Source organism: Mesorhizobium cantuariense, assembly GCF_042647205.1.
GTDB classification, from domain to species: Bacteria; Pseudomonadota; Alphaproteobacteria; order Rhizobiales; family Rhizobiaceae; genus Mesorhizobium; species Mesorhizobium cantuariense.
Genome location: NZ_JBHRVD010000001.1, coordinates 5,543,451 through 5,567,304, shown reverse-complemented (window position 1 = coordinate 5,567,304; position 23,854 = coordinate 5,543,451). Strand labels below are relative to the sequence as shown.

Genomic DNA, 23,854 nt, shown 5'->3' with positions numbered 1-23,854 from the left:
TCAGGCCGACAATCTCGCATGAGGGGATTTGTTCCTTCCGCTTCGAACGGAAATCTTTATAAAATTCCTATTTCTTTCCACCGCGCCCCGTCTCGAATCTTTATGGCGATCGGGTCCATATTCCCCTTCAGAAAAGACAACAGGTTCCGTTGGCTGTAAAAGTGCGGCGTGCCGGTTTCATGGCATTTGCGAGCCTTCTCATCGACGGCGCAAAGTACAAATGGACATAAGGAACAAGCATAATGGACGTCATTGTTCTCGGGATAGGGGTTTTGTTTTTCGCCCTGTTCTTCGTCTACGTCAAAGCCTGCGACAGAATTTGAGCTGAAGGATCGGACCATGCTTGTCGATTACATCCTCGGTGGTGGCGTGACGCTGTTCCTGCTCGCCTACCTGACCTATGCGCTCGTTCGTCCAGAACGCTTCTGAAGGCACGGAAAGCCATGACACTGAACGGTTGGATACAGATCCTGGTCTTTTGCGGGATCATCATTTTGCTGGTGAAGCCGCTCGGCGGCTACATGCACCGTGTCTTCAAGGGCAATCGCACGCTGCTTTCGCCCATCTTCGGCCCGCTCGAGCGCGGGCTTTATCGCATTTGCGGAACCAGCGAACGCGAGGAACAGCACTGGACCACCTACGCGGTCGCTCTGCTGCTCTTCAACCTTGCCGGCTTTCTGGTGCTCTATGTCCTGCAGCGCTTGCAGGGAAGCCTGCCCTACAATCCGGCAGGCATGACCGCGGTCGAGCCGGGCCTTGCCTTCAACACCGCCGCCAGCTTCATGACCAACACCAACTGGCAGAACTATGGCGGCGAAAGCACGATGTCCTATCTCGTGCAGATGGCCGGCCTGACGGTGCAGAACTTCGTTTCGGCGGCCACCGGCATCGCCATCGCCATCGCGCTGATCCGCGGCTTTGCCCGCGCTTCGGGCAAGTCGATCGGCAATTTCTGGGTCGATATGACCCGTTCGACACTCTATCTGTTGTTGCCGTTCTGCATCGCGCTGACGCTGGTCTATGTCTGGCTCGGCGTGCCGCAGACGCTTGGCGCCTACATCAACGCCACGACGCTCGAAGGTGCGCAGCAGACCATCGCTGTCGGCCCGGTCGCCTCGCAAGTGGCCATCAAGATGCTCGGCACCAATGGCGGCGGCTTCTTCAACGCCAATGCCGCGCACCCGTTCGAGAACCCCGACGCGATCTCCAACCTGATCCAGATGGTGTCGATCTTCGCCATCGGCGCTGCCTTGACCAACGTCTTTGGCCGCATGATCGGCAACCAGCGCCAGGGCTGGGCGATCCTGTCGGCCATGGGCGTCATGTTCATCGCCGGTGTTGCCATCTGCTACTGGGCGGAAGCCGCCGGCAATCCGCTGGTGCATGCGCTGGGCATCGATGGCGGCAACATGGAGGGCAAGGAGAGCCGCTTCGGCATCGCTCTGTCGGCGCTGTTTGCCGTCATCACCACGGCCGCTTCCTGCGGCGCCGTCAACGCCATGCACGGCTCCTTCACCGCGCTCGGCGGCATGATCCCGATCATCAACATGCAGCTTGGCGAAGTTATCGTCGGCGGTGTCGGCGCCGGTCTCTACGGCATCCTGATGTACATCGTCGTCGCCGTTTTCGTCGCCGGCCTGATGGTCGGCCGCACGCCCGAATATCTCGGCAAGAAGATCGAGGCCAAGGAGGTCAAGATGGCGATGCTGGCCATACTGTGCCTGCCGCTGGCGATGCTGATCTTCACGGCCATCGCGGTGGTTCTGCCGACCGGCGTGGCGTCGATGGGCAATGCCGGCCCGCACGGCTTCTCCGAGGTTCTCTATGCCTATACGTCGGGTGCGGCGAACAACGGTTCGGCCTTTGGCGGCCTCAGCGGCAACACGCCTTGGTACAACATCACCATCGGGATCGGCATGCTGATGGGCCGCTTCCTGGTCATCATCCCGGCGCTGGCCATTGCCGGCTCGCTGGTGGCGAAGAAGACGGTTCCGGCCTCCGCCGGCACCTTCCCGACCGATGGCCCGCTGTTCGTCGGGCTGCTGGTCGGCGTCATCCTGATCGTCGGTGGCTTGACCTTCTTCCCGGCGCTCGCCGTCGGACCGATCATCGAGCACCTGGCGATGATTCACGGGCAGACCTTCTGATACAGCCCCACCTTGGATCAAAGTTATGTCCTGGTTCAACAAGATACATCGCAAGGCTCGGCCCCGAGCCGACAATGAGGGGGAGGCAACTCCTCCTCCTCCCTTCCCGAGCGTGTCCACATTCCTAGGCATTGCGGCGGTCATGATCGTGATCTGGCTGCTGACCTACGGGCATTTCTTTTCGGCATCCGATCACCCGGTGCCGTCCAACAACACCGAAGCCGGAGCTTCAAAATGAGCCACTCGAAATCAGCAAGCATCATGGATGCCCGCATCCTGCTTCCCGCCATTGGCGGCGCCTTCCGCAAGCTCGACCCGCGCACGCTGGCCAGGAACCCGGTGATGTTCGTCGTCGCCGTCGTCTCGGCGCTCACCACGGTGCTGTTCGTCAAGGACCTGGTCACCGGCGGCGGCAATCTCGGCTTCACGCTGCAGATCATCATCTGGCTGTGGTTCACCGTGCTGTTCGCCAATTTCGCTGAAGCGGTCGCCGAAGGCCGCGGCAAGGCGCAGGCGGATTCGCTGCGCAAGGCGCGCACCGAAACCCAGGCCAAGCTTTTGACCGGTGAGGACCGCACCAAATACAAACTCGTGCCCGGCACTAGCCTCAAGGTCGGCGATGCCGTGCTGGTCGAGGCCGGCGACATCATCCCGTCCGACGGCGAAGTGATCGAAGGCGTCGCTTCGGTCAACGAGGCTGCGATCACGGGCGAGTCCGCGCCGGTGATCCGCGAATCCGGCGGCGACCGTTCGGCGGTCACCGGCGGCACGCAGGTGCTGTCCGACTGGATCCGCGTACGCATCACCGCGGCTTCCGGCCACACCTTTCTCGACCGCATGATCTCGCTGGTCGAAGGTGCCGAGCGCCAGAAGACGCCGAACGAGATCGCGCTCAACATCCTGCTCGTCGGCATGACGCTGATCTTCGTGCTGGCGACGGCGACGATCCCGAGTTTTGCGACCTATTCGGGCGGCTATATCTCTGTCACCGTGCTCGTCGCGCTGTTTGTCACCTTGATCCCGACCACCATCGGCGCGCTGCTGTCGGCCATCGGCATTGCCGGCATGGACCGCCTGGTGCGCTTCAACGTTCTGGCCATGTCGGGCCGCGCCGTGGAAGCCGCGGGCGACGTCGACACGCTGCTGCTCGACAAGACCGGCACGATCACGCTCGGCAACCGCCAGGCGACCGAGTTCCGTCCGGTCAAGGGCGTCAGCGAGCAGGAGCTGGCGGATGCTGCCCAGCTCGCATCGCTCGCCGACGAAACACCGGAAGGCCGTTCGATCGTCGTGCTGGCCAAGGAGAAATACGCCATCCGCGCCCGCGACATGGCAACGCTGCACGCCACCTTCGTGCCTTTTACCGCGCAAACCCGCATGAGCGGCGTCGATATCGACGGTTCGTCGGTGCGCAAGGGCGCCGTGGATTCGGTTCTTGCCCATGTCAACCAGTCGACATCAGCGTCCCATGGCACGCGTCCGAGCAGCGAATCCATCCGCTACCTCCAGGCCATCGCCGACGAGATCGCCAAGTCCGGCGGCACGCCGCTGGCGGTCGAGCGCGACGGGCGTCTGCTCGGCGTCATCCACCTCAAGGACATCGTCAAGGGCGGTATAAGCGAGCGCTTTACCGAACTGCGCCGCATGGGCATCCGCACGGTGATGATCACTGGCGACAACCCGATGACGGCCGCGGCGATCGCCGCGGAAGCCGGCGTCGACGATTTCCTGGCCCAAGCGACACCCGAGGATAAGCTGAAGCTGATCCGCGACGAACAGGCCAAGGGCAAGCTGGTCGCCATGTGCGGCGACGGCACCAACGATGCACCCGCCCTTGCCCAGGCCGATGTCGGTGTCGCCATGAACACCGGCACGGTGGCTGCCCGCGAGGCCGGCAACATGATCGATCTCGACAGCGATCCGACCAAGCTCATCGAGATCGTCGAGATCGGTAAGGCACTGCTGATGACGCGCGGCTCGCTGACGACTTTCTCCATCGCCAACGACGTGGCCAAATACTTCGCCATCATCCCGGCGATGTTCGCCGCCTTCTACATCGCGCCGGGGCAAACCACCGGCCCGTTGCAGGCGCTCAACGTCATGCATCTGGCGACGCCGCAAAGCGCCATCCTGTCGGCCATCATCTTCAACGCGCTGATCATCATCGCGCTGATCCCGCTGTCGCTGAAAGGTGTCAAATACCGCGCCATCGGCGCCGGCGCGCTGCTCAGCCGCAATCTTCTCGTCTACGGCCTCGGCGGCCTCATCGTGCCGTTCGTCGGCATCAAGGCGATCGACATGATCGTCACCGCGCTTGGCCTCGCTTAACTCTTTGTTTTAACGCAATTCCCTAGGGGAAAACCGCTTCACACTTTTCCTGGAATTGCTCTGAGGAATATGTCCATGCTCACCCAGATAAGACCCGCGATCATCATGATCGTCTTCTTCACTGTCCTGACCGGCCTGATCTATCCGATCGGCATGACCGGCATCGCCCAGGCGCTGTTTCCGCGCCAGGCCAATGGCAGCCTGATCGAGAAGGACGGCAAGGTCATCGGCTCCGAACTGATCGGCCAGGGCTTTGCCAGCGATCGCTATTTCCATGGTCGCCCCTCGGCCGCCGGCGACGGTTACAATGCCGCCGCCTCGAGCGGCAGCAACCTCGGCCCGACCAACCCCAAGCTGATCGACCGCATCAAGGGCGACGCCGAGAAGTTGAAAGCGGAAAACCCGAACCAGCCTGTTCCGATGGACCTGGTGACGACGTCCGGCAGCGGCCTCGATCCTGATATCAGCCCGGAAGCGGCCTACTTCCAGGTCGCTCGCGTGGCCAAGGCCAGGGGGATCGACGAGGCCAAGGTCAAGGCGCTTGTCGACAGCCAGGTTGAAGACAGGGAGCTCGGCTTCATGGGCGAACCCGTGGTCAATGTGCTCGGTCTCAACCTTGCGCTGGACGCCGCGAAATAGTGAATGGTACGGGCCGGGGATCGACAGTATCCCCGGCGCCATCCATGATCGATCCTGATGCCGGACGACAGAAGCAACGAAAACAGACCCTCTCCCGACGCACTGCTTGACCATGCCGAGCGGGAGGGACGCGGCCGCCTGCGGATATTCCTGGGTGCTGCACCGGGCGTCGGCAAGACCTACGAGATGCTGATGTCGGGCCGCGCCAGGCTGGCCGACGGCGTGGATGTGGTGATCGGCGTCGTCGAGACGCATGGCCGCAAGGAAACACTGGCCCTGGTCGAGGGCTATGAGGTCATTCCCCGCCGCAAGGTCGACTACAAGGGGCGCATCCTCGACGAGATGGATATCGACGCCATCATTGCCCGGCGCCCGGCGCTGGTTCTCGTCGATGAACTCGCCCACACCAATGCGCCTGGCAGCCGCCACCCCAAGCGCTATCTCGACGTCCAGGAAATCCTGACGCAAGGCATCGACGTCTACACGACGCTCAACATCCAGCATGTCGAAAGCCTGAACGACGTCGTCGCCCAGATCACCAAGGTCAGGGTCCGCGAGACGGTTCCCGATTCCATCATCGACCAGGCCGACGATGTCGAGATCATCGATCTCACGCCCGACGACCTGATCAAGCGGCTCGAGGAAGGCAAGGTCTATTTCCCCAACACCGCCCAGCGCGCGATCGAGAACTATTTCTCGCCGGGCAATCTGACTGCGCTCAGGGAACTGGCGCTGCGCCGCACCGCGCAGCGCGTCGATGACCAGTTGCTGATCCATATGCAGGCCCACGCCATTCCCGGACCGTGGGCCGCCGGGGAAAGGGTTCTCGTCTGCCTCGACGCGCGCCCGGGAGGAGCGGCCCGCGTTCGCTATGCACGCAGGCTGGCCGACCGGCTGCGTGCCCCGTGGACGGCGCTGCACGTCGACAGCCCCCGCTCGGCCAGCATGCCCGAGGAGGACAAGGACCGGCTCGCGACGAACCTGCGCCTTGCCCAACAGCTTGGTGCCGAGGTGACGACCATTCCGGGTCAGAACGTGGCGCAGGACATCGTGCGTTATGCGAGCGCGAACAATTTTACCCATATCGTGGTCGGCAGGCCGACCCGGTCGCGCTGGCGCGAATTGATCGAGGGATCGCTCACCTATGATCTCATCCGCAATGCCGGCGACATCAGCGTCCATGTCATTTCGGGAAACGAGCGCAACACCGAGACGGCGTCGAGGAGCGTCAAAGCGGCCGACGAGCAGCCGCAGTTCCAGATCTGGCCTTACCTCAAGGCCACGGCCTATCTCATGGGCTCGCTCGCCTTCGCCGTCCTTCTCGACCAGTTTCTCGACGTTCGCAATCTCGCGATCATCTTTCTCATCGCGGTGCTGGCATCGGCGGTGACCGGCGGGCTATGGCCGGCACTGTATGCCTGTCTGGCCAGCGCCCTTGCCTTCAACTATTTCTTCCTGGAGCCGCGCTACACGCTGACAATCCGGGACCCGGAGAGCATTGTCGCGCTCGGCGTCTTCCTGGTTGTCGCCGTCATCGCCAGCAATCTGACGGCGCGCGTGCAGCGCCAGGCGGTCGCCGCCCGCTCACGGGCGCGGGCGACGGAGGACATCTATCTCTTTTCAAAGAAGCTCGCCGGTGCCGGCACGCTCGACGACGTTCTCTGGGCCACCGCCTTCCAGATCGCCTCGATGCTGAAGCTGCGGGTGGTGCTGCTTTTGCCGGAAGACGGAACGATCACCGTCAAGGCCGGCTATCCGCCGGACGACACGCTGGCCGAAGCCGACATCGCGGCCGCCCGCTGGGCCTGGGAGCACAACCGTGCCGCGGGTCGCGGCGCCGATACGCTTCCCGGCGCCAAGCGCCTCTATCTTCCCTTGCGCACCGGGCGCACGGCTATCGGCGTCGTCGGCCTCGACAATGACAGGCAGGGCCCGCTTCTGACGCCCGAGCAGCAGCGCCTGCTCGACGCGCTGGCCGATCAGGCGGCGGTCGCCATCGAGCGCATCCAGCTCGTCGCCGACGTCGACCGCGCCAAGCTCGCCGCCGAGGCGGACCGGCTGCGCTCGGCACTTCTCACCTCCATTTCCCATGACCTGAAAACACCGCTCGCCGCCATCATGGGCGCGGCCGGTACGCTGAGGGAATTCGCACCGGCACTTCCCGAACAGGACCGGGCAGAGCTGTTGTCGACCGTGCTCGACGAATCCGAGCGGCTGAACCGCTTCATCGCCAATCTGCTCGACATGACCAAGATCGAATCCGGCGCGATGGAGCCGAACACTGCTTTCCACTATGTCGGCGACATCGTCGGCTCCGCCTTGCAGAGGGCCAGGAAAATCATCGGCGAGCACAAGACCGAGACGGACATCCCCCCGGATTTGCCGATGGTGAAGGTCGATCCTGTCCTGTTCGAGCAGGCGCTGTTCAATCTGCTCGACAATGCAGCGAAATACGCGCCGGCCGGCTCGACGATCCGCGTGCAGGGCTGGACCGACAATGGTTCGGTCATCCTGCAGGTCATGGATGAAGGGCCGGGCATTCCCCCCGGCGATCTGGAACGGATTTTCGACACCTTTTACCGGGTGCGCAAGCGCGACCAGGTCCGCGCCGGCACCGGGCTCGGCCTGTCGATCTGCCGCGGCTTCATCGAGGCGATGGGTGGCACGATCACGGCGGCAAACCGAACCGACCGCTCGGGCGCGGTTTTCACCATCAAGATGCCGAAGCCGGCGAACCCGCCCGATCTCGAGGCCTCGAATCCGGACGACCACGATGTGGATGACCTGGCATGACCAACTCGAACGTCAGAATACTGGTGGTCGATGACGAGCCGCCGATCCGCAAGCTGCTTCGCGTCGGGCTCGGCAGCCAGGGCTACGCGATCAGCGAGGCGCCGAACGCTGGGGTGGCGATCGAGCTGATGGTGGCGGACAAGCCGGACCTTGTCCTGCTCGACCTTGGCCTGCCCGGCATGAGCGGCCATGAACTGCTGCGCAAATGGCGCGACGACGGCCTCGCCATTCCGGTGGTCATTCTGTCCAGCCGCACCGACGAGGCCGGCATCGTCAATGCGCTCGAACTCGGCGCCGACGATTATGTCACCAAACCGTTCGGCATGAACGAGCTGGTCGCACGCATCCGCGTGGCGTTGCGGCACAAATTCCAGCAGCAGGGCGAGAAGCCCATTTTCCAGACCGGCGACCTCAGCGTCGATCTCGTCAAGCGCATCGTCAAGGTCGAGGGCAAGGACGTAAAGCTCTCGCCGAAGGAATATGACATCCTGCGCATCCTGGTGCAGCACGCCGGCAAGGTGCTGACCCACCATTTCCTGCTGAAGCAGGTCTGGGGCGATTCGACCGACGTGCAGTATCTCAGGGTCTATGTCCGCCAGCTCAGGCAGAAGATCGAGAAGACCCCCGACCAGCCGCGCTACATCACCACCGAGACCGGTGTCGGCTACCGCCTGCGCGAGGTCGAATGAGCCAGAGCCCAGATCTAGCCAACGGCCTCCTGCAGCCGAGTTGTCGTCGATGCTCGCAAGGCCGCTAGGCAACCGACAATGCCGAGCGGCACGAAGGCGAGGAACAGCCAGGATGCGACATTCACCGCCGCGTCGTGGTTCAAACCTTGTGAAAAGCCGCTGGCATTGGCGACGATGCCGGCAAGGGCCGCACCCACGGCATAGCCGATGCGCTGCATGGTCGGCACCGCCGCCGAGGCGATTGTCTGCTCACCCTTAGGCGCGGACGCGACGATGACGCGCGTCAGGAAGGGCCAGGCCACCCCGAAGCCGCCGCCTTGCAGCAGGGCGCAGATCAGGATCAGCGGAATGGAGCCCAGCGGTATTGTGTAGGCAAAGCCGGCGATGCCGGCCGCGATCATCACCGCGCCGCCGACGATGATCAGCCGCTCGCGCCGCGGCGGCGCATTGGCGACCAAAATCGACAGGATCGACCAGGCGATCGATTCGGCGGCGATGATGTAGCCGGTGGTCAGCAGCGGAATGTCGTGCAGGCTGGTCAGCAGCAGCGGCCCGTAGACGCCGAAGGAACAGGTCGCCACCGAAAAGGCGGCGACCATGGTCATGCCGGCGCCGACAGGCGTGCGCCATGAGAACAGCCGCGCCGGGAACAGCCGCGAGCGCGGCTTCAGCGCGTCGATGTAAAAGAACATCACAAGGCCAACCAGGCCAAGGACCATCAGCAGCGAGGAGCGCAGCAAGGCGATGTCGACACCGGCCGAGGCGATCAGCACCACGGCAACGGCAAGGCAGCCAAGGGCCGCCAGCGGAAAGGGCGGCGCCTTGCCTATGCTCGCCCTGGGTTTCGTCGCCTCCGGCGTGTTGAGCACGATGAAACTTGCCAGCGCCATGGCGGCGCCGCCGAAGGTGAAGATACCGAAGGCCCAGCGCCATGACAAAAGCTCGGTCATGACAGCGCCGAGCAACGGTCCGCTGAATGCGGCGACGCCCCAGATCGCCGACATGATGCCGAAAAGCTGCGGCCAGATGGCGCGCGGGAACAGCCGCTCGACCGAGACGAAGGCCAGCGACACCAGCGCCCCGCCGCCAAGCCCCTCGATCAGGCGGCCGGCAAGGAACAATTGCATGGAAGGCGAGGTGGCGCAGATCAGCGCCCCGGCGGCATAGAGGAGCGCGGCGACCACCATGTTGGTGCGCAGCGGGACATAGCTGACCAGCCGTCCGGCCGCGGCACCTGCGACGATGGCGCCGAGCTCGTAGATCGCCAGCGACCAGCCGACCAGCTGCACGCCCGCCAGTTCGCCGACCATGGCCGGCATCACCGTCGCCACCATCGTTTCGTTGGTGGCGTGCAGCAGGATGCCGAGGCTGATGAAACAGAAACGCGCCAGGTCGCCGCTTGCCCACAATACGCGCCAGTCGACCCGGTTTGTGCTGATCTCGGTCATTTCCACCCCTGCCTTGCATATCTCGACGCCAGCGCAGGACGCCAGAAGCCAGTACGGGTTTCCGGCAGGACCATGCGAATCGACAGCGCCGGATCGGGCACCTCATCGAGGCGTTATTGCGTTCGGGGCAGGCTTGTAAAACCTCAACCGCGATTGAGCTCAAGCGGTTTTTTGAGGATCGTTCGGCGGCCGTGTTTTCGATCGGCGGCCTTTGTGCACCATCAATTCTCGGTGCTGCGCAGCTGGAACTGGCTGACGCCGATCGCGAGGTTCATGCCGGTCTGCGTCTGCAGGCTGAGTGGCTGCAAGGTGAAGGCCTGCGAGGAACCGCCGACCAGCAAATTGGCACCGGCGCCGACGGCCGCCGTCACTTCGGCGCTGGCGCCGAGATAGTCGCCGGCCAACGCGCCTGGCGCATAGATGTTCTTCAGCGGCGTCAGCACGATCCACTGCATGACCGTCTGCTTTGTCGTGCCGATATCGAGGCCGTATTTGTTGACGGCGCCGAAATAGGCTTCCGGCGCGAAGCTCTTGTCTGCGGGGTTGAAGGTGCAGCTCAAATCCTTGCTCGAGCCGAAGATGAAGCCGGTACCGCCGCCGATGGCACAATCGAGCGTGCCGAGCTCTATGCCCTGGTCCCGCGCCTGCGCCGCCCCGGAAAGCGCGGTGGCGAACATGGCAGCGGCAATGGCTGTCTTCAGCATGGCGGTCCCCCCAGAGCATTTCACGGAAACGCCGGACCGCTCTGTCTCTTTGATTTAACGCAATTCCCCAGGGAAAGCGCTATGCGCTTTTCCCGGGAAAACCGTCTCACACTTTTCCTGGAATTGCTCGGAAAATCAAACGGCGCGGAACCATCCTATCTGGTTCCGCGCCGTTGGGTGAGGGGTCATGGAGCGCATGGCTCCATGGATTTACTTGAACGAGTGGATCAGCTGGAGCGAGGTCACAGCCACGGCAAGGTTGACGCCGGTCTGCGCCTGCACGCTGAGCGGCTCCAGCATGAAGGCGCTGCCCAGGCCTCCGACCAGCAGGTTGGCGCCGCCGCCGGTCACGACGCTCGCCTCGGCGTTGACGCCGTAATAGCTGCCGGCGAGATCGCCCCCGTCTCGATCGCGGGTCGCGGCCAGCACGGCCCAGACCAGTTGGCCCTGATGCGTCTGGCCGACATCGACGCCGATCTTGGAGATGACGCCCGTGTAAATCTCCGACGGTCCGCGATGATGGGGGCGGAAGACACAGGACACACCCTTGTTGGAGGCGACGATGTAACCGGTGCCGCCATCAATGGTGCAGTCGAGCGTGCCGAGCTGCAGCTTGCCGGCGTTGGCCGGGGCAGCAGCAAATACCGTCGTGGCAAGGGCAGCGGCGCAGGCGAGTTTCTTGATCATGGGAGGGTCCTTTCGCAAATTGCCTGGAATAACGGCTGGAGTGGCCAGACCGTTCCGCCGAAAACTTGGCGCGAACAAGGCGCGGGTCAGCACCTTGCTGCCGGGGTTAACGCGCGGTTGCCGGATGGACGGGTTTGCGGCGTCGGGCGCACAAAGGGCAGTGCTGTGATTTGCGCCTAAGATCCACCGCTGACGCGGGCGAGGCCATCCTTGGCCGGCTGGTAGGTCGGATCAAGCCGAACGGCTTCCTTATAGGATTTCGCCGCCTTAGCCTTGTCGCCGCGCCGCTCGTAGATCAGCGCCTGGTTGGCCCAGGCCTCGGCATTCCTGCCGTCGAGCTTGATCGCCATGTTGAAGTCGGAGAAGGCGTTGTCCTCGTCATTGGTCGCCAGATAGGAGAGGCCGCGGCCGTTATAGGGCTCGGCGGCGTCCGGCGCCAGCGAGATGGCGGTCGAGAAGTCCTCGATGGCGAATTTGTGCTGGCCCTGGCTCTGATAGATCAGGCCACGATTGTGGTAGGCGCGCGCGTCGGTGGTGTCGAGCTGGATCGCCTTCTGGAAATCGTTGAAGGCATCCTGCGTGCGACCCGCCTTGCGGTAGAGATTGCCGCGGCCGATATAGGCCGCGTCATAATTTGAGTTGATCTGGATCGAACGGTTGTAGTCCTCAAGCGCGGCCGTCTGATTGCCTAGGAAGCGCTGGATGAGCGCGCGGTTCGAATAGGCCTGGAAGAAATTCGGGTTGAGCTGGATGGCCTGATTGAAATCCTTGAGCGCCGCCTGGTACTGGCCGCCACGGCCATAGGCCGAACCGCGCACATTGTAGCCTTCAGGATCCTGGGGATTGCGCTGGATGACCGCCGACAGCGAGGAGATGTTCTCGGTCGACCCTTGCGCCTTGTCGATGTTGTTGAATTCGCCGGGCGGGCCGGCTGTCTGGCAGCCGGCGAGCGCCAGTCCGGAGAGCAGGGCCGCTTTCAGGGCGAAACCACGCAATGCGGTCCCGCGCTCCACGCTTGTTGCGTTCATGTCTGCCCTGTCCTCACTTCAAGCCGCGTCGCTCAGGTCCGGTTCCCCCCTCCGGGCCGGTCACATCAAAAACAAAAAGGTGGCGGCGATTCCACATCGCGCCACCTCTGATATCCTTCGAAAAGGACGAAAAATTGGCGTTAGAACCGCGGCGGACGCGGAGCGCCACCTGGGCCACCGGCAGCGCCAGCAGCAACCGGGCGTGGCGTCATCGGCAGCAGGCCTTCGCGCTGGGCGCGCTTGCGGGCCAGCTTGCGGGCGCGGCGGACGGCTTCAGCCTTTTCACGGGCGCGCTTCTCGGACGGCTTCTCGTAGTGACCGCGCATCTTCATTTCGCGGAAAATGCCTTCGCGCTGCATCTTCTTCTTGAGAGCGCGAAGCGCCTGATCAACGTTATTGTCGCGGACGAGTACCTGCACGGGCAATCCTGTCTTTCGGGTTTGATATCAACAGGCAAGCGGCCATAGCCACTAGCCTCCGCGGCGGTTTACACCACGAATTGGGGCGGCTGATAGCAGAATCATGCCGCGCTGTCCACAGTCGAAATGAACTTGGAGAGCCAAACCGCAGTCGGTTTGCCAGAGATCAAGATAGAGACCCGACTACGCCGTGGCGAGGTGCAGCCGCTCGAAATCGTCGAAGAACTCGCCGTAGTCGCAGGTGATCTCCTCGCCCGCGGCGATGTCGCGGGTCGCCGTGGCCCCACCATACTGCGAAAAATCCGTATTCGGATTTCCAGAATGGTTCATGAAGCGCCCATTGTCGACTTCATAGACCATGAAACCCGGCCGGTCCGGGCTCGGATAGGCATAGCGTTCGAGCAGTTCCCTGAGATGCGAGGGCGCTGCCTCGTATTTGTCCATCGGGATCAGCCGGTCGAAATCAGGATCGAGCCGCCAGATCGAGGCGCCTTTCCTGATCGGCTCGGCGGCGAACACGCCGACGCCTTCGATTGCGCTCGCAGCCACATAGGTTCTGATCAGCATCATGTTTGCAGGACCGGTTTTGGCAAGAAGACCCGTTTCGACAGCAAACGGCATCGCCAAATCGCGGCGAAAAAGCAAGACCGGCTGTCTGCCTGGCGGCTATGAACATGCCTGTCGCCGCGAGAAACCCTTCACGTCCGGTTGATCGACACGCCGCCATCGGCAAGCAATGCCGCTCCGGTGGTGAAACTCGAGGCGTCGGACGCCAGATAGAGCGCCGAGCGGGCGATCTCTTCGGGCACGGCGACACGCTTCAGCGCATGCAGACCTTCGACGAAGGCCCGGGATTCCGGAGTCTTGAAGGTTGCCGCCGGCGTGTCGGTGCCGCCGGGCAGCAGCGCGTTGACCCGCACGCCTTTCGGGCCATATTCGGCGGCAAGCACCTGCGTCAGCCCGATCAGGCCGGCCTTGCTCGCGGCATAGCCGGTCATTCCCGGCATGCCGACCGTGTGGCCGACAAAGGTGGAGGTGAAGATCAGCGAACCGCCACCACGCTCGATCATGGCCGGCACCTGGTATTTCGCGCCGAGAAACGCGCTGGTGAGATTGGTGTCGAGCGTCTCGCGCCATCCCTCCAGCAACAGTTCCGAAATCGGCCCCATCTGGCCGACGGCGCCGGCATTGTTGAACGCGATGTCGAGCCCGCCGAACTTTTCGACCGCCAGATCGACAAGGGCCTTTGCGTAGGCTTCGTCCCTGACATCGCCGGCAAGCGCGACCGCGGTGCCGTCGGCGTCTTCGATTTCGGCGACAAGCGCATCGAGCTCGGCCTGCCGGCGGGCGGCGACGACGACTTTGGCGCCCTCCTCGGCAAAGAGTTTTGCGGTGGCGCGGCCGATGCCGGAACTGGCGCCAGTGACGATGGCGACCTTGTTGGTGAGTGCGAACATTTTCTGCATCCTTGTTATTTGCGCCGGCTTCACTGGCAGTGGATGCTTGGTCGCAGATCGAGCCAGCGCGAGCCACCCGATACCCGCCAAGATGCTGGAAAGCGCCGACGCGCGGGATGCGTCTTTTTCGTCGCGGCGCAAAACGGCAAGCGCCGTCGCAAACAGCGCAAGGGTGGAAGCGCTGTTTCGCTAGTGATACACCTCGCGCGCCGGGACCGAATGAATGCCCGGCCGCTATTCGCGAGGCCTTTTTAGGGCGAGGTTGGGACGTTGAAGAAATATTCGGTATTCGCCATCGCCCGCGAGGCCATGCGCGGCCACAAGGGCTGGGAGGAACAATGGTCCTCGCCTGAGCCGAAGAAGGAATACGACGTCATTATCGTCGGCGCCGGCGGCCATGGCCTGGCCACCGCCTACTACCTGGCCACCGTACACGGCATCACCAATGTCGCGGTGCTGGAAAAGGGCTGGCTCGGCGGCGGCAACACCGGCCGCAACACCACCATCATCCGCTCAAACTATCTCTATGACGAGAGCGCCGGCATTTACGACCATGCGCTGAAGCTGTGGGATGGGCTCAGCCAGGAGCTTAACTACAACGTCATGTATTCGGCACGCGGCGTCATGATGCTCGCGCACAATGTGCACGATGTGCAGGTGCTGAAGCGCCATGTCCACGCCAACCGGCTGAACGGCATCGACAATGAGTGGCTGACGCCGGAGCAGGCGAAGGAATTCTGCCCGCCGCTCAACACCTCCAAAGACGCACGCTATCCCGTTGTCGGCGCGGCGCTGCAGCGGCGCGGCGGCACGGCGCGCCACGATGCGGTCGCCTGGGGCTATGCGCGCGGCGCCTCGGCGCGCGGCGTGCATATTATCCAGAATTGCGAGGTCACCGGCGTCAAGCGGGGGGCCAATGGCGCGGTCATGGGCGTCGACACGACGCGCGGCTTCATCGGCGCCAAGAAGGTCGGCGTCGTTGCCGCCGGCCATTCCTCGGTGATTATGAACATGGCCGGCGTGCGCATGCCGCTGGAGAGCTATCCGCTGCAGGCGCTGGTGTCGGAGCCGGTCAAGCCGGTGGTTCCCTGCGTGGTGATGTCGAACACGGTGCATGCCTATATCTCGCAGTCCGACAAGGGCGAGCTGGTGATCGGCGCCGGCACCGACCAGTATGTCTCCTATTCGCAGACCGGCGGCCTGCACATCCTCCAGCATACGCTGGACGCCATCTGCGAGATGTTCCCGATCTTTACGCGCATGAAGATGCTGCGCTCGTGGGGCGGCATCGTCGACGTCACGCCCGACCGCTCGCCGATCCTGGCCAAGACGCCGGTGCCCGGCCTCTATGTCAATTGCGGCTGGGGCACGGGCGGCTTCAAAGCGACGCCGGGCTCGGGCCATGTCTTTGCCCACACCATCGCCAGGGACGATCCGCATCCGATCAACGCGCCTTTCACCATCGAGCGCTTCCGCACCGGCCGGCTCATCGACGAGGCGGCGGCGGCGGCGGTGGCGCACTGATGATGGCGCAAATGGCTGTCGCGATGCCGCTGATGCTGGCGGGGGAGCAGGGCATGTTCCATTTTCCGTCGGCGGACGAGGTGCGGCTGCAGCCGATCAGCCGTGCCGGCAACGAAGCCGGCTGGCCGTTTTCGGTCGACGACGGCACGCTGGCCTGCGTGTGGAGCGGTGGCCAGAGGGTGGTGATGTTCTTCGAGGGACGACCGGAAGGGCTCGACGAAGACGAGACATTCCAGCCGCGTCAAGTCATCGTCACCACCGATCCGATGCAGCTCACCCTCGGAAACATGGCGTCCCGCGATCTGTTTCGTCCCGCTGCAAGCGTGGAAGAGCGCATCCGGCTCGTCGCGCCGTTCGCGAACTTGGGACAGAAGCTTTGCGATCAACCGGCGGGCGCCCGCGTCGGCCACGGCGAATTGTAGGAACGAACCAAATGCTTCTCATCCGCTGCCCCTATTGCGAGGAAGAGCGCCCGGAACTCGAGTTCCGCAACGCCGGCGAGGCGCATATCGCGCGCTCGACCAACATCGCTGGCGAGACCGACGACGATTTCGAAAAATTCTTCTTCATCCGCTCGAATCCCAAGGGCATCATCTATGAGCGCTGGCGGCACATGCATGGCTGCGCCCGCTTCTTCAACGCCGTGCGTGACACCGTCACGGACAAGTTCGTCATGACCTACAAGGCCGGCGAACCGAAACCGTCCAAGCTGCCCAAAATCTCCAACGAAGTGGTTGCCAAATGAGCGGCGCGTTCCGCATTCCCGGTGCCGGCCGCCTCAAACAGGCAAAGACCGCGCGCTTCAGCTTCGATGGCCAGTCCTATGCCGGTATCGAGGGCGATACGCTGGCCTCGGCGCTGCTCGCCAATGGCGTCCATCTTGTCGGCCGCTCGTTCAAGTATCACCGTCCGCGGGGCATTCTGTCGGCGGGCGCCGAGGAGCCTAACGCGCTGGTCGAGATCAAGCGCGACGCGGCGCGCAAGACGCCGAACGTGCGGGCCACCGTGCAGGAGCTCTATGACGGGCTTGACGCGCAGTCGCAGAACCGTTGGCCGTCGCTGTCTTTCGACGTCGGTGCGGTCAACGACATCGCCTCGCCGCTGTTTTCGGCCGGCTTCTACTACAAGACCTTTATGTGGCCGAAGGTGGCCTGGAAGAGCCTTTATGAGCCGAAGATCCGCGCGGCGGCCGGCCTTGGCGTTTCCCCGGACCAGCCGGATCCCGATCATTATTCATCACGCTATGCGCATTGTGACGTGCTGGTGCTGGGTGGCGGTGCCGCGGGCATCGCGGCAGCATTGGCGGCGGCTGAAACGGGCGTGCGCGTCATCCTCGCCGACGAGCAGGCCGAGTTCGGCGGCAGCCTGCGTTTCGAGAGCGGCGCCAGGATCGACGGCCAGGACGGTTTTGCCTGGGCTCAAGGTGCGATTGCAAAGCTGAGCGCGATGGACAATGTCCGCGTGCTCTCGCGCACGACGGCGTTCGGTTATTACGCGCAGAATTTCGTCGGGCTGGTCGAGCGTGTCAGCGATCATCTCTCGGCCCCCGGTCACGATCTGGCGCGCGAGCGGCTGTGGCAGATCAGGGCCAAGCGCGTGGTGCTGGCCTCCGGCGCCATCGAGCGCCACATGGTGTTTGCCGACAATGACCGCCCGGGCATCATGCTGGCGGGTGCTGCGCGCACCTATCTCAACCACTATGGCGTGGCGGTCGGCAGGAATGTCGGCGTCTACACCGCCAATGATTCTGCCTATGCGGCCGCGATCGACCTCAAGAAGGCCGGCGTCAACGTGGCGGCGATCGTCGATTTGCGCGACAACCCGACCGGACCGGTGATCGACGAGGCGAGGGCACTCGGCATCGAGATCAATTTCGGCCGCGCGGTGATCCGCGCCGGCGGTAAGCTCAGGGTGTCGTCGATGACCGTGCAGCCGAAGAATGGCGGCGGCGAACGCACCATCCCGGTCGATGCGATCCTGATGTCGGCCGGCTGGACGCCGTCAGTGCATCTGTTCTCGCAGTCGCGCGGCAAGGTCGCCTTCAACGACGAGACCAAGCGCTTCGTGCCGGGCACCTATGCGCAGGACTGCGTCTCAGTCGGCGCCTGCAACGGCACCGACGGGCTGTCGGCGACGCTCGACGAGGCTTATGCGGCTGGCGCCAAAGCGGCCAAGGATGCAGGCGCCAAAACCGCCAAGGGCAACAAGCCGAAGGTCGACGCCTCGGAGAGCTGGTCGCGCGGCATGCTGGGTGCGGCCCCTGGCGCCGGGCCGGACACGACGGTAAAGGCGTTCGTCGACTTCCAGAACGACGTCACCGCCAAGGACATCCGCCAGGCGGTGCATGAGGGCATGCGCTCGATCGAGCACGTCAAGCGCTTCACCACCAACGGCATGGCAACCGACCAGGGCAAGACCTCCAACATGCATGGCCTGGCAATTGCCGCCGAGATGCTGGGCAAGCCGATCCCGGAAGTCGGCCTGACCACGTTCCGGGCGCCCTATACGCCGGTGACCTTCGGCGCGATCGTCAGCCATTCGCGCGGTCCGCTGTTCGACCCGACACGCAGAACCGCGATCCATCCCTGGGCCGAGGCGCAAGGTGCGGTGTTCGAGGATGTCGGCCAGTGGAAGCGCGCCTGGTATTTCCCCAAGGCAGGCGAAGACATACATGCCGCGGTCGACCGTGAATGCGTCGCGGTGCGCAAGACGGCGGGTCTGTTCGATGCCTCGACGCTGGGCAAGATCGAAGTGGTCGGGCCGGACGCAGCCAAGTTCATGGAGCTGCTCTACACCAATCCGTGGGAGAAGCTGGAGCCCGGCCGCTGTCGCTATGGCATCATGCTGCGCGAGGACGGCTTCATCTATGATGACGGTGTCGTCGGCAGGCTGGCGCCGGACCGTTTCCATGTGACGACGACGACCGGAGGCGCGCCGCGCGTCATGAACCACATGGAGGACTATCTCCAGACCGAGTTCCCGCATCTCAATGTCTGGCTGACCTCGATCACCGAACAATGGGCGGTCATCGCGGTGCAGGGGCCGAAGTCGCGCGACATCATCGCGCCGCTGGTCGAAGGCATCGACATGTCTGACGAGGCGCTGCCGCACATGTCGGTGCGCGAAGGCAAGATCTGCGGCGTGCCGACCAGATTGTTCCGCATGTCGTTCACCGGCGAGCGCGGCTTCGAGGTCAACGTGCCGGCTGACTATGGCCAGGCCGTCTGGGAAGCCTTGTGGGCCGAAGGTCAGAAGCATGGCGCTGCCGCCTACGGCACCGAGGCCATGCATGTGCTGCGTGCCGAAAAGGGCTACATCATCGTCGGCCAGGACACCGATGGCACGGTGACGCCGAACGATGCCGGCCTCGACTGGGCGGTCGGCAAGAAGAAGGCCGATTTCGTCGGTATCAGGGGCATGGCGCGGCCGGATCTGGTCGCCAAGGGCCGCAAGCAGCTGGTCGGCCTCAAGACCAAGGACCCCAAGGTGGTGCTCGAAGAAGGCGCGCAGATCGTCGAGGATCCGAAGCAGGCGATCCCGATGAAGATGATCGGTCACGTCACCTCGAGCTACTGGTCGGAAAATTGCGGCCGCTCGATCGCGCTGGCGCTGGTCGCCGGCGGCCGCGAGCGCATGGGCGAGACGCTCTATGTGCCGATGCCGGACGGGGTGATCGAAGTGGAGGTTACCGGCATGGTGTTCTTCGACGAGACGGGAGGGCGCCTCAATGGCTAAGGCCGCTGCAAGGAAGACGGCTCCGGCTGCATCGCCTTCGGTTGAACGCCGCCCGGCGCTGACTGGTCGCAGCACCACTGCTGCCGGCGTCAAGGTCGAGGTGCTGCCGCCGGCCGAGCGCATGTCATTGCGCGCGCCGGAGCCCTCGATTGCAGCGCTTTCGAAGGCGCTCGGTGTGACCTTGCCGAAAAAGCCGAAGACGCTTGCCTCGAAGGGCGGGCGCACCGCTTTGTGGCTCGGCCCCGACGAATGGCTTGTTATCGACGAGGCCGGCAATGATCCGCTCGCCGATTGTGCTGGGGTTTCCGCTTTGCACTCGGCGGTCGGTATCTCGCATCGCAACATCGCTATCGCCGTGACGGGCGCCGGGGCAGCGGCGACGATCAATGCGGGCTGCCCGCAGGATCTGTCGCTCGATGCCTTCCCGGTGGGAGCGGCGTCGCGCACGATCCTGGGCAAGACCGAGATCGTGCTGTTGCGCACGGCAGCGGATGCCTTTCGGGTTGAATGCTGGCGTTCCTTCTCGGACTATGTCTTTACTTTCCTGTCCGAGGGATCGCGGGACGCGGCGGTCTGAACTCGGAACGCTTTGCAGGGCACGCTCGTTCTGCATCCGCACGCCGAGGGAGAATTCCGATGCCGTCGAATTCCGCGCCGAAGTCACCGGTCAAAAAGACATCGGCCGTCCGCTCGCTCGAACATGAGCGGCACGAAGCGCCGAGCGCCGAAGAGGAACTCGAGGAAGGCCTCGAAGACACGTTCCCGGCCAGCGATCCGGTGTCGATCACTGGATCGTCCATCTCCGGCGCTCCGGCGAAGCCGGGCCAGGCCAAGACCGTGCCCGGGCGCAAGAAGCGCAAGACGTAGAGCGTTTCATCGTTTCGCGGAAACGCTGAACCGCTCTATCTCGTTTGTTTTGGCGCAATTCCCAAGGGAAAGCGCTATGCGCTTTTCCCGGGAAAACCGCTTCACACTTTTCCTGGAATTGCTCAATTTTCCATCGGACCAGGCTGCATCGGACCTTCTCAATCCCGTTGGGCATGCTATTTAAAGCGCTTTGGGAGATGAAAATGCCGACAAAAGCGATCGTTTGGGGCGAGAATGTCCACGAGCAGACCAATGAAGCCGTACGCGACCTCTATCCCTTGGGGATGCATGGCACCATTGCCGCGGCACTCAACCAGGACAAGGGCATCGAGGCGACCACCGCCACCTTGCAGGAACCTGAACATGGCTTGAGCGAGAAGCGCCTGGCGGCCACCGACGTGCTTTTGTGGTGGGGCCACGCGGCACATGGCGAGGTCAAGGACGAGATCGTCGAGCGGGTGCAGAAGCGGGTGTGGGAAGGCATGGGCCTGATCGTGCTCCATTCCGGCCACTACTCGAAGATTTTCAAGCGGCTGATGGGCACGCCCTGTTCGCTGAAATGGCGCGAGGCGGGCGAGCGCGAGCGCGTCTGGGCGATCAACCGCGGCCATCCGATCGCGCAAGGCATCGGTGAGTGCCTGGAGATCGGCGAGACCGAAATGTATGGCGAACCGTTCGCGGTGCCGGAGCCGCTCGAGACGGTGTTCGTCTCCTGGTACGAGGGCGGCGAGGTGTTCCGGTCAGGGCTGACCTACCAGCGCGGCGCCGGCAGGATCTTCTACTTCTCGCCCGGCCACGAGACCTATCCGATCTATCACAATGAGGGCGTGCAGCAGGTGCTGCGCAACGCGGTGCACTGGGCGCACAACCCGGCGCCGGCATGGTCCGGCATCACAAATGCGCCGAACGTGCCGACGGATGCGGCCAAGGAGAAGATCGTCCAGAAGGGGCTGCGCCTGCATGCCGACGGCGACAAGGGCCTGAGCTGATTGGAGCCTGAGCGGATTGAGACGTGAGTGGGTTGGGGGCCTGAACTGATGCATCGTCTTCTTCTGCTCGGCACCGGCGGTATCGCCGGGCATCATGTCGAGGAGTTTGCCGGGATTGCGGGCTGCAGCATCGTCGCTTGCGTCGACCAGGTGCCCGGCCGCGCGGCGGCGTTCGCCGCCGCCAGCAAGATCGGCGATTTCTTCGAGAGCCTGGAAGCGGCGATTGCCTGGGGTCAGTTTGATGCCGCCATCAACGCGACGCCGGATGGTGCGCATATGGCGACGACGCTGGCACTGCTCGGCGCCGGAAAGCATGTGTTTTGCGAAAAGCCGCTGGCGCCGAACCACGCCGACGCGCTTGATATGACCGAAGCGGCCGAGGCAGCCGGCGTGGTCAACATGGTCAACCTGACCTATCGCAACTCACCGGCGATCCAGGAGGCACGGCGTATGGTTCAGGCCGGCGAGATCGGTGATCTGCGCCATGTCGAGGCGAGCTACCGGCAAAGCTGGCTGGTCAGCCGATCATGGGGCGACTGGCGGGTCGACGACAAATGGTTGTGGCGCTTGTCGAGCCGGCACGGCTCGACCGGCGTGCTCGGCGATGTCGGCATTCATATCCTCGATTTCGCCACCTATGGGGCCGATCAGGATATCGTCAGCCTGCATGCCGATCTGGTGACGTTTCCGAAGGCCGAGGGCGAGCGCATCGGCGACTATGTGCTGGATGCCAATGACAGCGTGGCGATGACGGCGCGGCTCAGTTCCGGCGCGCTCGCCACGATCGTGGCGAGCCGCTACATGACCGGCCACGCCAATGATCTGTCGCTGGTCCTGCACGGCACCAAGGGCGCCATCAAGGTCGAGACCGACGGCAAGGTCTCGAACCTGTCCGCTTGTCTGGGTGGGGATGTCGATCTTCAGCGCTGGCAAAAGCTGGCGCTGCCCGATGTCAAACGCAACGCCCGGCGCTTTGCCGACGCGCTGGACGCGGGCCGCAACGGCGATCCGTCGTTCAGGCGCGCCGCAGACATGCAGAAGCTGATCGATGCTGCCTTCGAGAGTTCAGCGGCCAAACGGCCGATCTCGGTCGGCTGAAACTGGCCGGCTTACCGGCCAGACGTGATTTCTGCAGATATCAGAATGCGCTCGGCACAATCCACGGATTGATGCTGATGCCGAGGCGCGGACCCTTGCCTTCAGCGGTGTTTTCCGTGGCGCCCTTCTTCTCGACCGAGCCGGTCGAAGCGCAATCGAGCTTCACGTTGGTCTTGGTGTCGACGCAGGTTGCGGCGGGCGCATGCTTGACGGGGTGGGTGGTGGTGTTGGCGGCAAAGGCCGAGCCCGAAAGGGCCAGCACGGCGGCGAGGGTGAGAAGGGTCTTTTTCATTGTCAGTCTCCGTTTTCGACGGGTGAATTTTTCTCGTACATGTACGATACTTCGTACAGATACGTCCGCCGATCGCGAAGTTCAGTCAAAACCGTACGCGTACGGTAAATTTTTTGTTAACCAAGAAATCCGCACCGCTCTGGCTGTAGATAGAAAATATGGAAACGAACGGAGCTGGCGTTCAGCAGTTGACCGGGGTCTCGGTCAGCGGCGGCACGTTTTGCGTGCTGAGCGTGGCAAGCGTGAAATCGCACATCCGCTTCACGAAGGCCTGCGGGTCGCCGAAGGGGTAGAACGGAAAGGTGATGAGCAGCGAGATCGTGCCGTGGCCGACCGCCCACAGCATGGTGGCGATGGCGCGCGGATCGCCCTGCAGTTTGCCGGCGGCGACGCAGGCCTCGACCCTGCTGATCAGCACCTTCATCGCCGGGTTGCTCTCTTCCAGGTCGTCGTAACTCTTGCCTTCCGGCAGCTTGGTCTTTTCGGTCATGAACACGGTGCGGTATTCGTTGGGATTGCCGAGCCCGAAAGCGGCATATTCGGTCATCACCGCCTGCAAGGCCTCGATCGGATCGTCGGACGGATGCTCCTCGATGCGACGGGCAAGCGTCTCGAACGCATCTTCCGCCAGCGCGAACAGGATGTCCTGCTTGTCGGCGAAGTAGGAATAGACCGACATAGGGGCATAGCCGACCCGTTTGGCCAGCTTGCGGATGGTCAGGCCCTCATAGCCTTCTTCCTGGACGAGTTTGTGCGCGGCCGCGACCAGCTCGGAGCGCTGTTCGGCCTTTTGTTTCTCGCGGCGTGTCGTGACGCTCGGCGGCAAGATCTGGTGCCTTTGGTTGGTTGGTGCCTGGCTAAATTATATACGCTGTACGGAAACGGACAAGAGCGCGGGAAGTTCCCAAGCGGCATGCATCAGATCGCGCTGACGCTTGTCGACATCCGAGAGCGGCAACCGAGCCTCCCTCAATGGCAAAGCCTTTCGCGGCGCCACGACCGAGCCGCCG

At 63.5% G+C, this 23,854-nt stretch carries 24 protein-coding genes; 15 read left to right on the top strand and 9 right to left on the bottom strand.

What is annotated here, in order from left to right; genetic code table 11:
- Positions 1-339: 339 nt before the first annotated feature.
- The 7 genes from kdpF (at position 340) to ACFOJ9_RS27060 (ending at position 8,596) form a co-directional block, all read left to right on the top strand.
- Positions 340-429 carry a K(+)-transporting ATPase subunit F gene (gene kdpF / locus ACFOJ9_RS27090; protein ID WP_081609884.1) on the top strand — a complete coding sequence of 30 codons (90 nt, stop codon included), beginning with the start codon at positions 340-342 and terminating at the stop codon, positions 427-429.
- Between the two features lie 14 nt (positions 430-443).
- Positions 444-2,147, top strand: coding sequence for a potassium-transporting ATPase subunit KdpA (kdpA, locus tag ACFOJ9_RS27085; protein WP_378983149.1), 1,704 nt, complete (start codon positions 444-446; stop codon positions 2,145-2,147).
- A 25-nt stretch (positions 2,148-2,172) separates the two neighbouring features.
- Positions 2,173-2,385: a hypothetical protein gene (locus ACFOJ9_RS27080; RefSeq protein WP_378983145.1), complete on the top strand. Its 213-nt coding sequence runs from the start codon at positions 2,173-2,175 to the stop codon at positions 2,383-2,385.
- Positions 2,382-4,475 (top strand): potassium-transporting ATPase subunit KdpB, encoded by a 2,094-nt coding sequence (gene kdpB, locus ACFOJ9_RS27075; protein WP_378983142.1) that lies wholly within the window; start codon positions 2,382-2,384, stop codon positions 4,473-4,475. The genes ACFOJ9_RS27080 and kdpB overlap by 4 nt, the downstream gene beginning before the upstream one ends.
- Before the next feature lie 75 nt (positions 4,476-4,550).
- Positions 4,551-5,114 carry a potassium-transporting ATPase subunit KdpC gene (kdpC, locus tag ACFOJ9_RS27070; protein WP_378983140.1) on the top strand — a complete coding sequence of 188 codons (564 nt, stop codon included), beginning with the start codon at positions 4,551-4,553 and terminating at the stop codon, positions 5,112-5,114.
- Positions 5,115-5,171: 57 nt separating this feature from the next.
- Positions 5,172-7,907 (top strand): DUF4118 domain-containing protein, encoded by a 2,736-nt coding sequence (locus ACFOJ9_RS27065; RefSeq protein WP_378983137.1) that lies wholly within the window; start codon positions 5,172-5,174, stop codon positions 7,905-7,907.
- Positions 7,904-8,596: a response regulator transcription factor gene (locus ACFOJ9_RS27060; protein WP_378983134.1), complete on the top strand. Its 693-nt coding sequence runs from the start codon at positions 7,904-7,906 to the stop codon at positions 8,594-8,596. Before ACFOJ9_RS27065 ends, ACFOJ9_RS27060 begins: the two co-directional genes overlap by 4 nt.
- A 14-nt stretch (positions 8,597-8,610) precedes the next feature.
- Here the strand turns inward: ACFOJ9_RS27060 and ACFOJ9_RS27055 are convergent, their stop codons facing one another.
- From ACFOJ9_RS27055 to ACFOJ9_RS27025, 7 genes are all read right to left on the bottom strand, one after another.
- Positions 8,611-10,044: an MFS transporter gene (locus tag ACFOJ9_RS27055; protein WP_378983131.1), complete on the bottom strand. Its 1,434-nt coding sequence runs from the start codon at positions 10,042-10,044 to the stop codon at positions 8,611-8,613.
- 221 nt (positions 10,045-10,265) lie between these two features.
- Complete coding sequence (locus ACFOJ9_RS27050; RefSeq protein ID WP_378983129.1) at positions 10,266-10,748, bottom strand: DUF992 domain-containing protein; 483 nt, start codon at positions 10,746-10,748, stop codon at positions 10,266-10,268.
- 210 nt (positions 10,749-10,958) lie between these two features.
- A complete protein-coding gene (locus ACFOJ9_RS27045; RefSeq protein ID WP_378983127.1) occupies positions 10,959-11,435 on the bottom strand; it encodes a DUF992 domain-containing protein in 477 nt (158 codons plus the stop codon).
- 176 nt (positions 11,436-11,611) lie between these two features.
- Positions 11,612-12,463, bottom strand: coding sequence for a tetratricopeptide repeat protein (locus tag ACFOJ9_RS27040; protein ID WP_378983125.1), 852 nt, complete (start codon positions 12,461-12,463; stop codon positions 11,612-11,614).
- A 140-nt stretch (positions 12,464-12,603) separates the two neighbouring features.
- Positions 12,604-12,882, bottom strand: a complete 279-nt coding sequence (gene rpsU / locus ACFOJ9_RS27035; protein ID WP_023671138.1) for a 30S ribosomal protein S21 — start codon at positions 12,880-12,882, stop codon at positions 12,604-12,606.
- A gap of 183 nt (positions 12,883-13,065) precedes the next feature.
- On the bottom strand, positions 13,066-13,452 hold the full coding sequence (locus ACFOJ9_RS27030) for an SET domain-containing protein (protein WP_378983122.1): 387 nt from the start codon (positions 13,450-13,452) through the stop codon (positions 13,066-13,068).
- A 128-nt stretch (positions 13,453-13,580) separates the two neighbouring features.
- Positions 13,581-14,339, bottom strand: coding sequence for an SDR family oxidoreductase (locus ACFOJ9_RS27025; protein WP_378983119.1), 759 nt, complete (start codon positions 14,337-14,339; stop codon positions 13,581-13,583).
- Positions 14,340-14,609: 270 nt separating this feature from the next.
- On the opposite strand from ACFOJ9_RS27025, the gene ACFOJ9_RS27020 reads away from it, so the two are divergent.
- From ACFOJ9_RS27020 to ACFOJ9_RS26985, 8 genes are all read left to right on the top strand, one after another.
- Positions 14,610-15,863 (top strand): sarcosine oxidase subunit beta, encoded by a 1,254-nt coding sequence (locus ACFOJ9_RS27020; RefSeq protein ID WP_378983117.1) that lies wholly within the window; start codon positions 14,610-14,612, stop codon positions 15,861-15,863.
- The gene (locus ACFOJ9_RS27015; protein WP_378983115.1) at positions 15,863-16,285 is read left to right on the top strand and encodes a hypothetical protein; all 423 of its coding nucleotides are present in this window, start codon (positions 15,863-15,865) and stop codon (positions 16,283-16,285) included. Before ACFOJ9_RS27020 ends, ACFOJ9_RS27015 begins: the two co-directional genes overlap by 1 nt.
- 11 nt (positions 16,286-16,296) lie before the next feature.
- Positions 16,297-16,608, top strand: a complete 312-nt coding sequence (locus tag ACFOJ9_RS27010; RefSeq protein WP_378983113.1) for a sarcosine oxidase subunit delta — start codon at positions 16,297-16,299, stop codon at positions 16,606-16,608.
- On the top strand, positions 16,605-19,598 hold the full coding sequence (locus ACFOJ9_RS27005) for a sarcosine oxidase subunit alpha (RefSeq protein ID WP_378983110.1): 2,994 nt from the start codon (positions 16,605-16,607) through the stop codon (positions 19,596-19,598). The genes ACFOJ9_RS27010 and ACFOJ9_RS27005 overlap by 4 nt, the downstream gene beginning before the upstream one ends.
- Positions 19,591-20,175, top strand: a complete 585-nt coding sequence (locus tag ACFOJ9_RS27000) for a sarcosine oxidase subunit gamma (RefSeq protein ID WP_378983107.1) — start codon at positions 19,591-19,593, stop codon at positions 20,173-20,175. Before ACFOJ9_RS27005 ends, ACFOJ9_RS27000 begins: the two co-directional genes overlap by 8 nt.
- Before the next feature lie 59 nt (positions 20,176-20,234).
- On the top strand, positions 20,235-20,465 hold the full coding sequence (locus tag ACFOJ9_RS26995; RefSeq protein ID WP_378983104.1) for a hypothetical protein: 231 nt from the start codon (positions 20,235-20,237) through the stop codon (positions 20,463-20,465).
- 203 nt (positions 20,466-20,668) lie between these two features.
- Entirely contained in the window at positions 20,669-21,454 is a 786-nt protein-coding gene (locus ACFOJ9_RS26990; protein ID WP_127329423.1) for a ThuA domain-containing protein, read from the top strand.
- 48 nt (positions 21,455-21,502) lie between these two features.
- Positions 21,503-22,552: a Gfo/Idh/MocA family protein gene (locus ACFOJ9_RS26985; protein WP_378983101.1), complete on the top strand. Its 1,050-nt coding sequence runs from the start codon at positions 21,503-21,505 to the stop codon at positions 22,550-22,552.
- Between the two features lie 40 nt (positions 22,553-22,592).
- Here ACFOJ9_RS26985 and ACFOJ9_RS26980 read toward each other — a convergent pair whose 3' ends face one another.
- Together ACFOJ9_RS26980 and ACFOJ9_RS26975 are read right to left on the bottom strand one after the other, a co-directional pair.
- A complete protein-coding gene (locus tag ACFOJ9_RS26980; protein ID WP_378983098.1) occupies positions 22,593-22,844 on the bottom strand; it encodes a DUF680 domain-containing protein in 252 nt (83 codons plus the stop codon).
- A 181-nt stretch (positions 22,845-23,025) separates the two neighbouring features.
- A complete protein-coding gene (locus ACFOJ9_RS26975) occupies positions 23,026-23,670 on the bottom strand; it encodes a TetR/AcrR family transcriptional regulator (RefSeq protein ID WP_378983096.1) in 645 nt (214 codons plus the stop codon).
- Positions 23,671-23,854 lie beyond the last annotated feature (184 nt).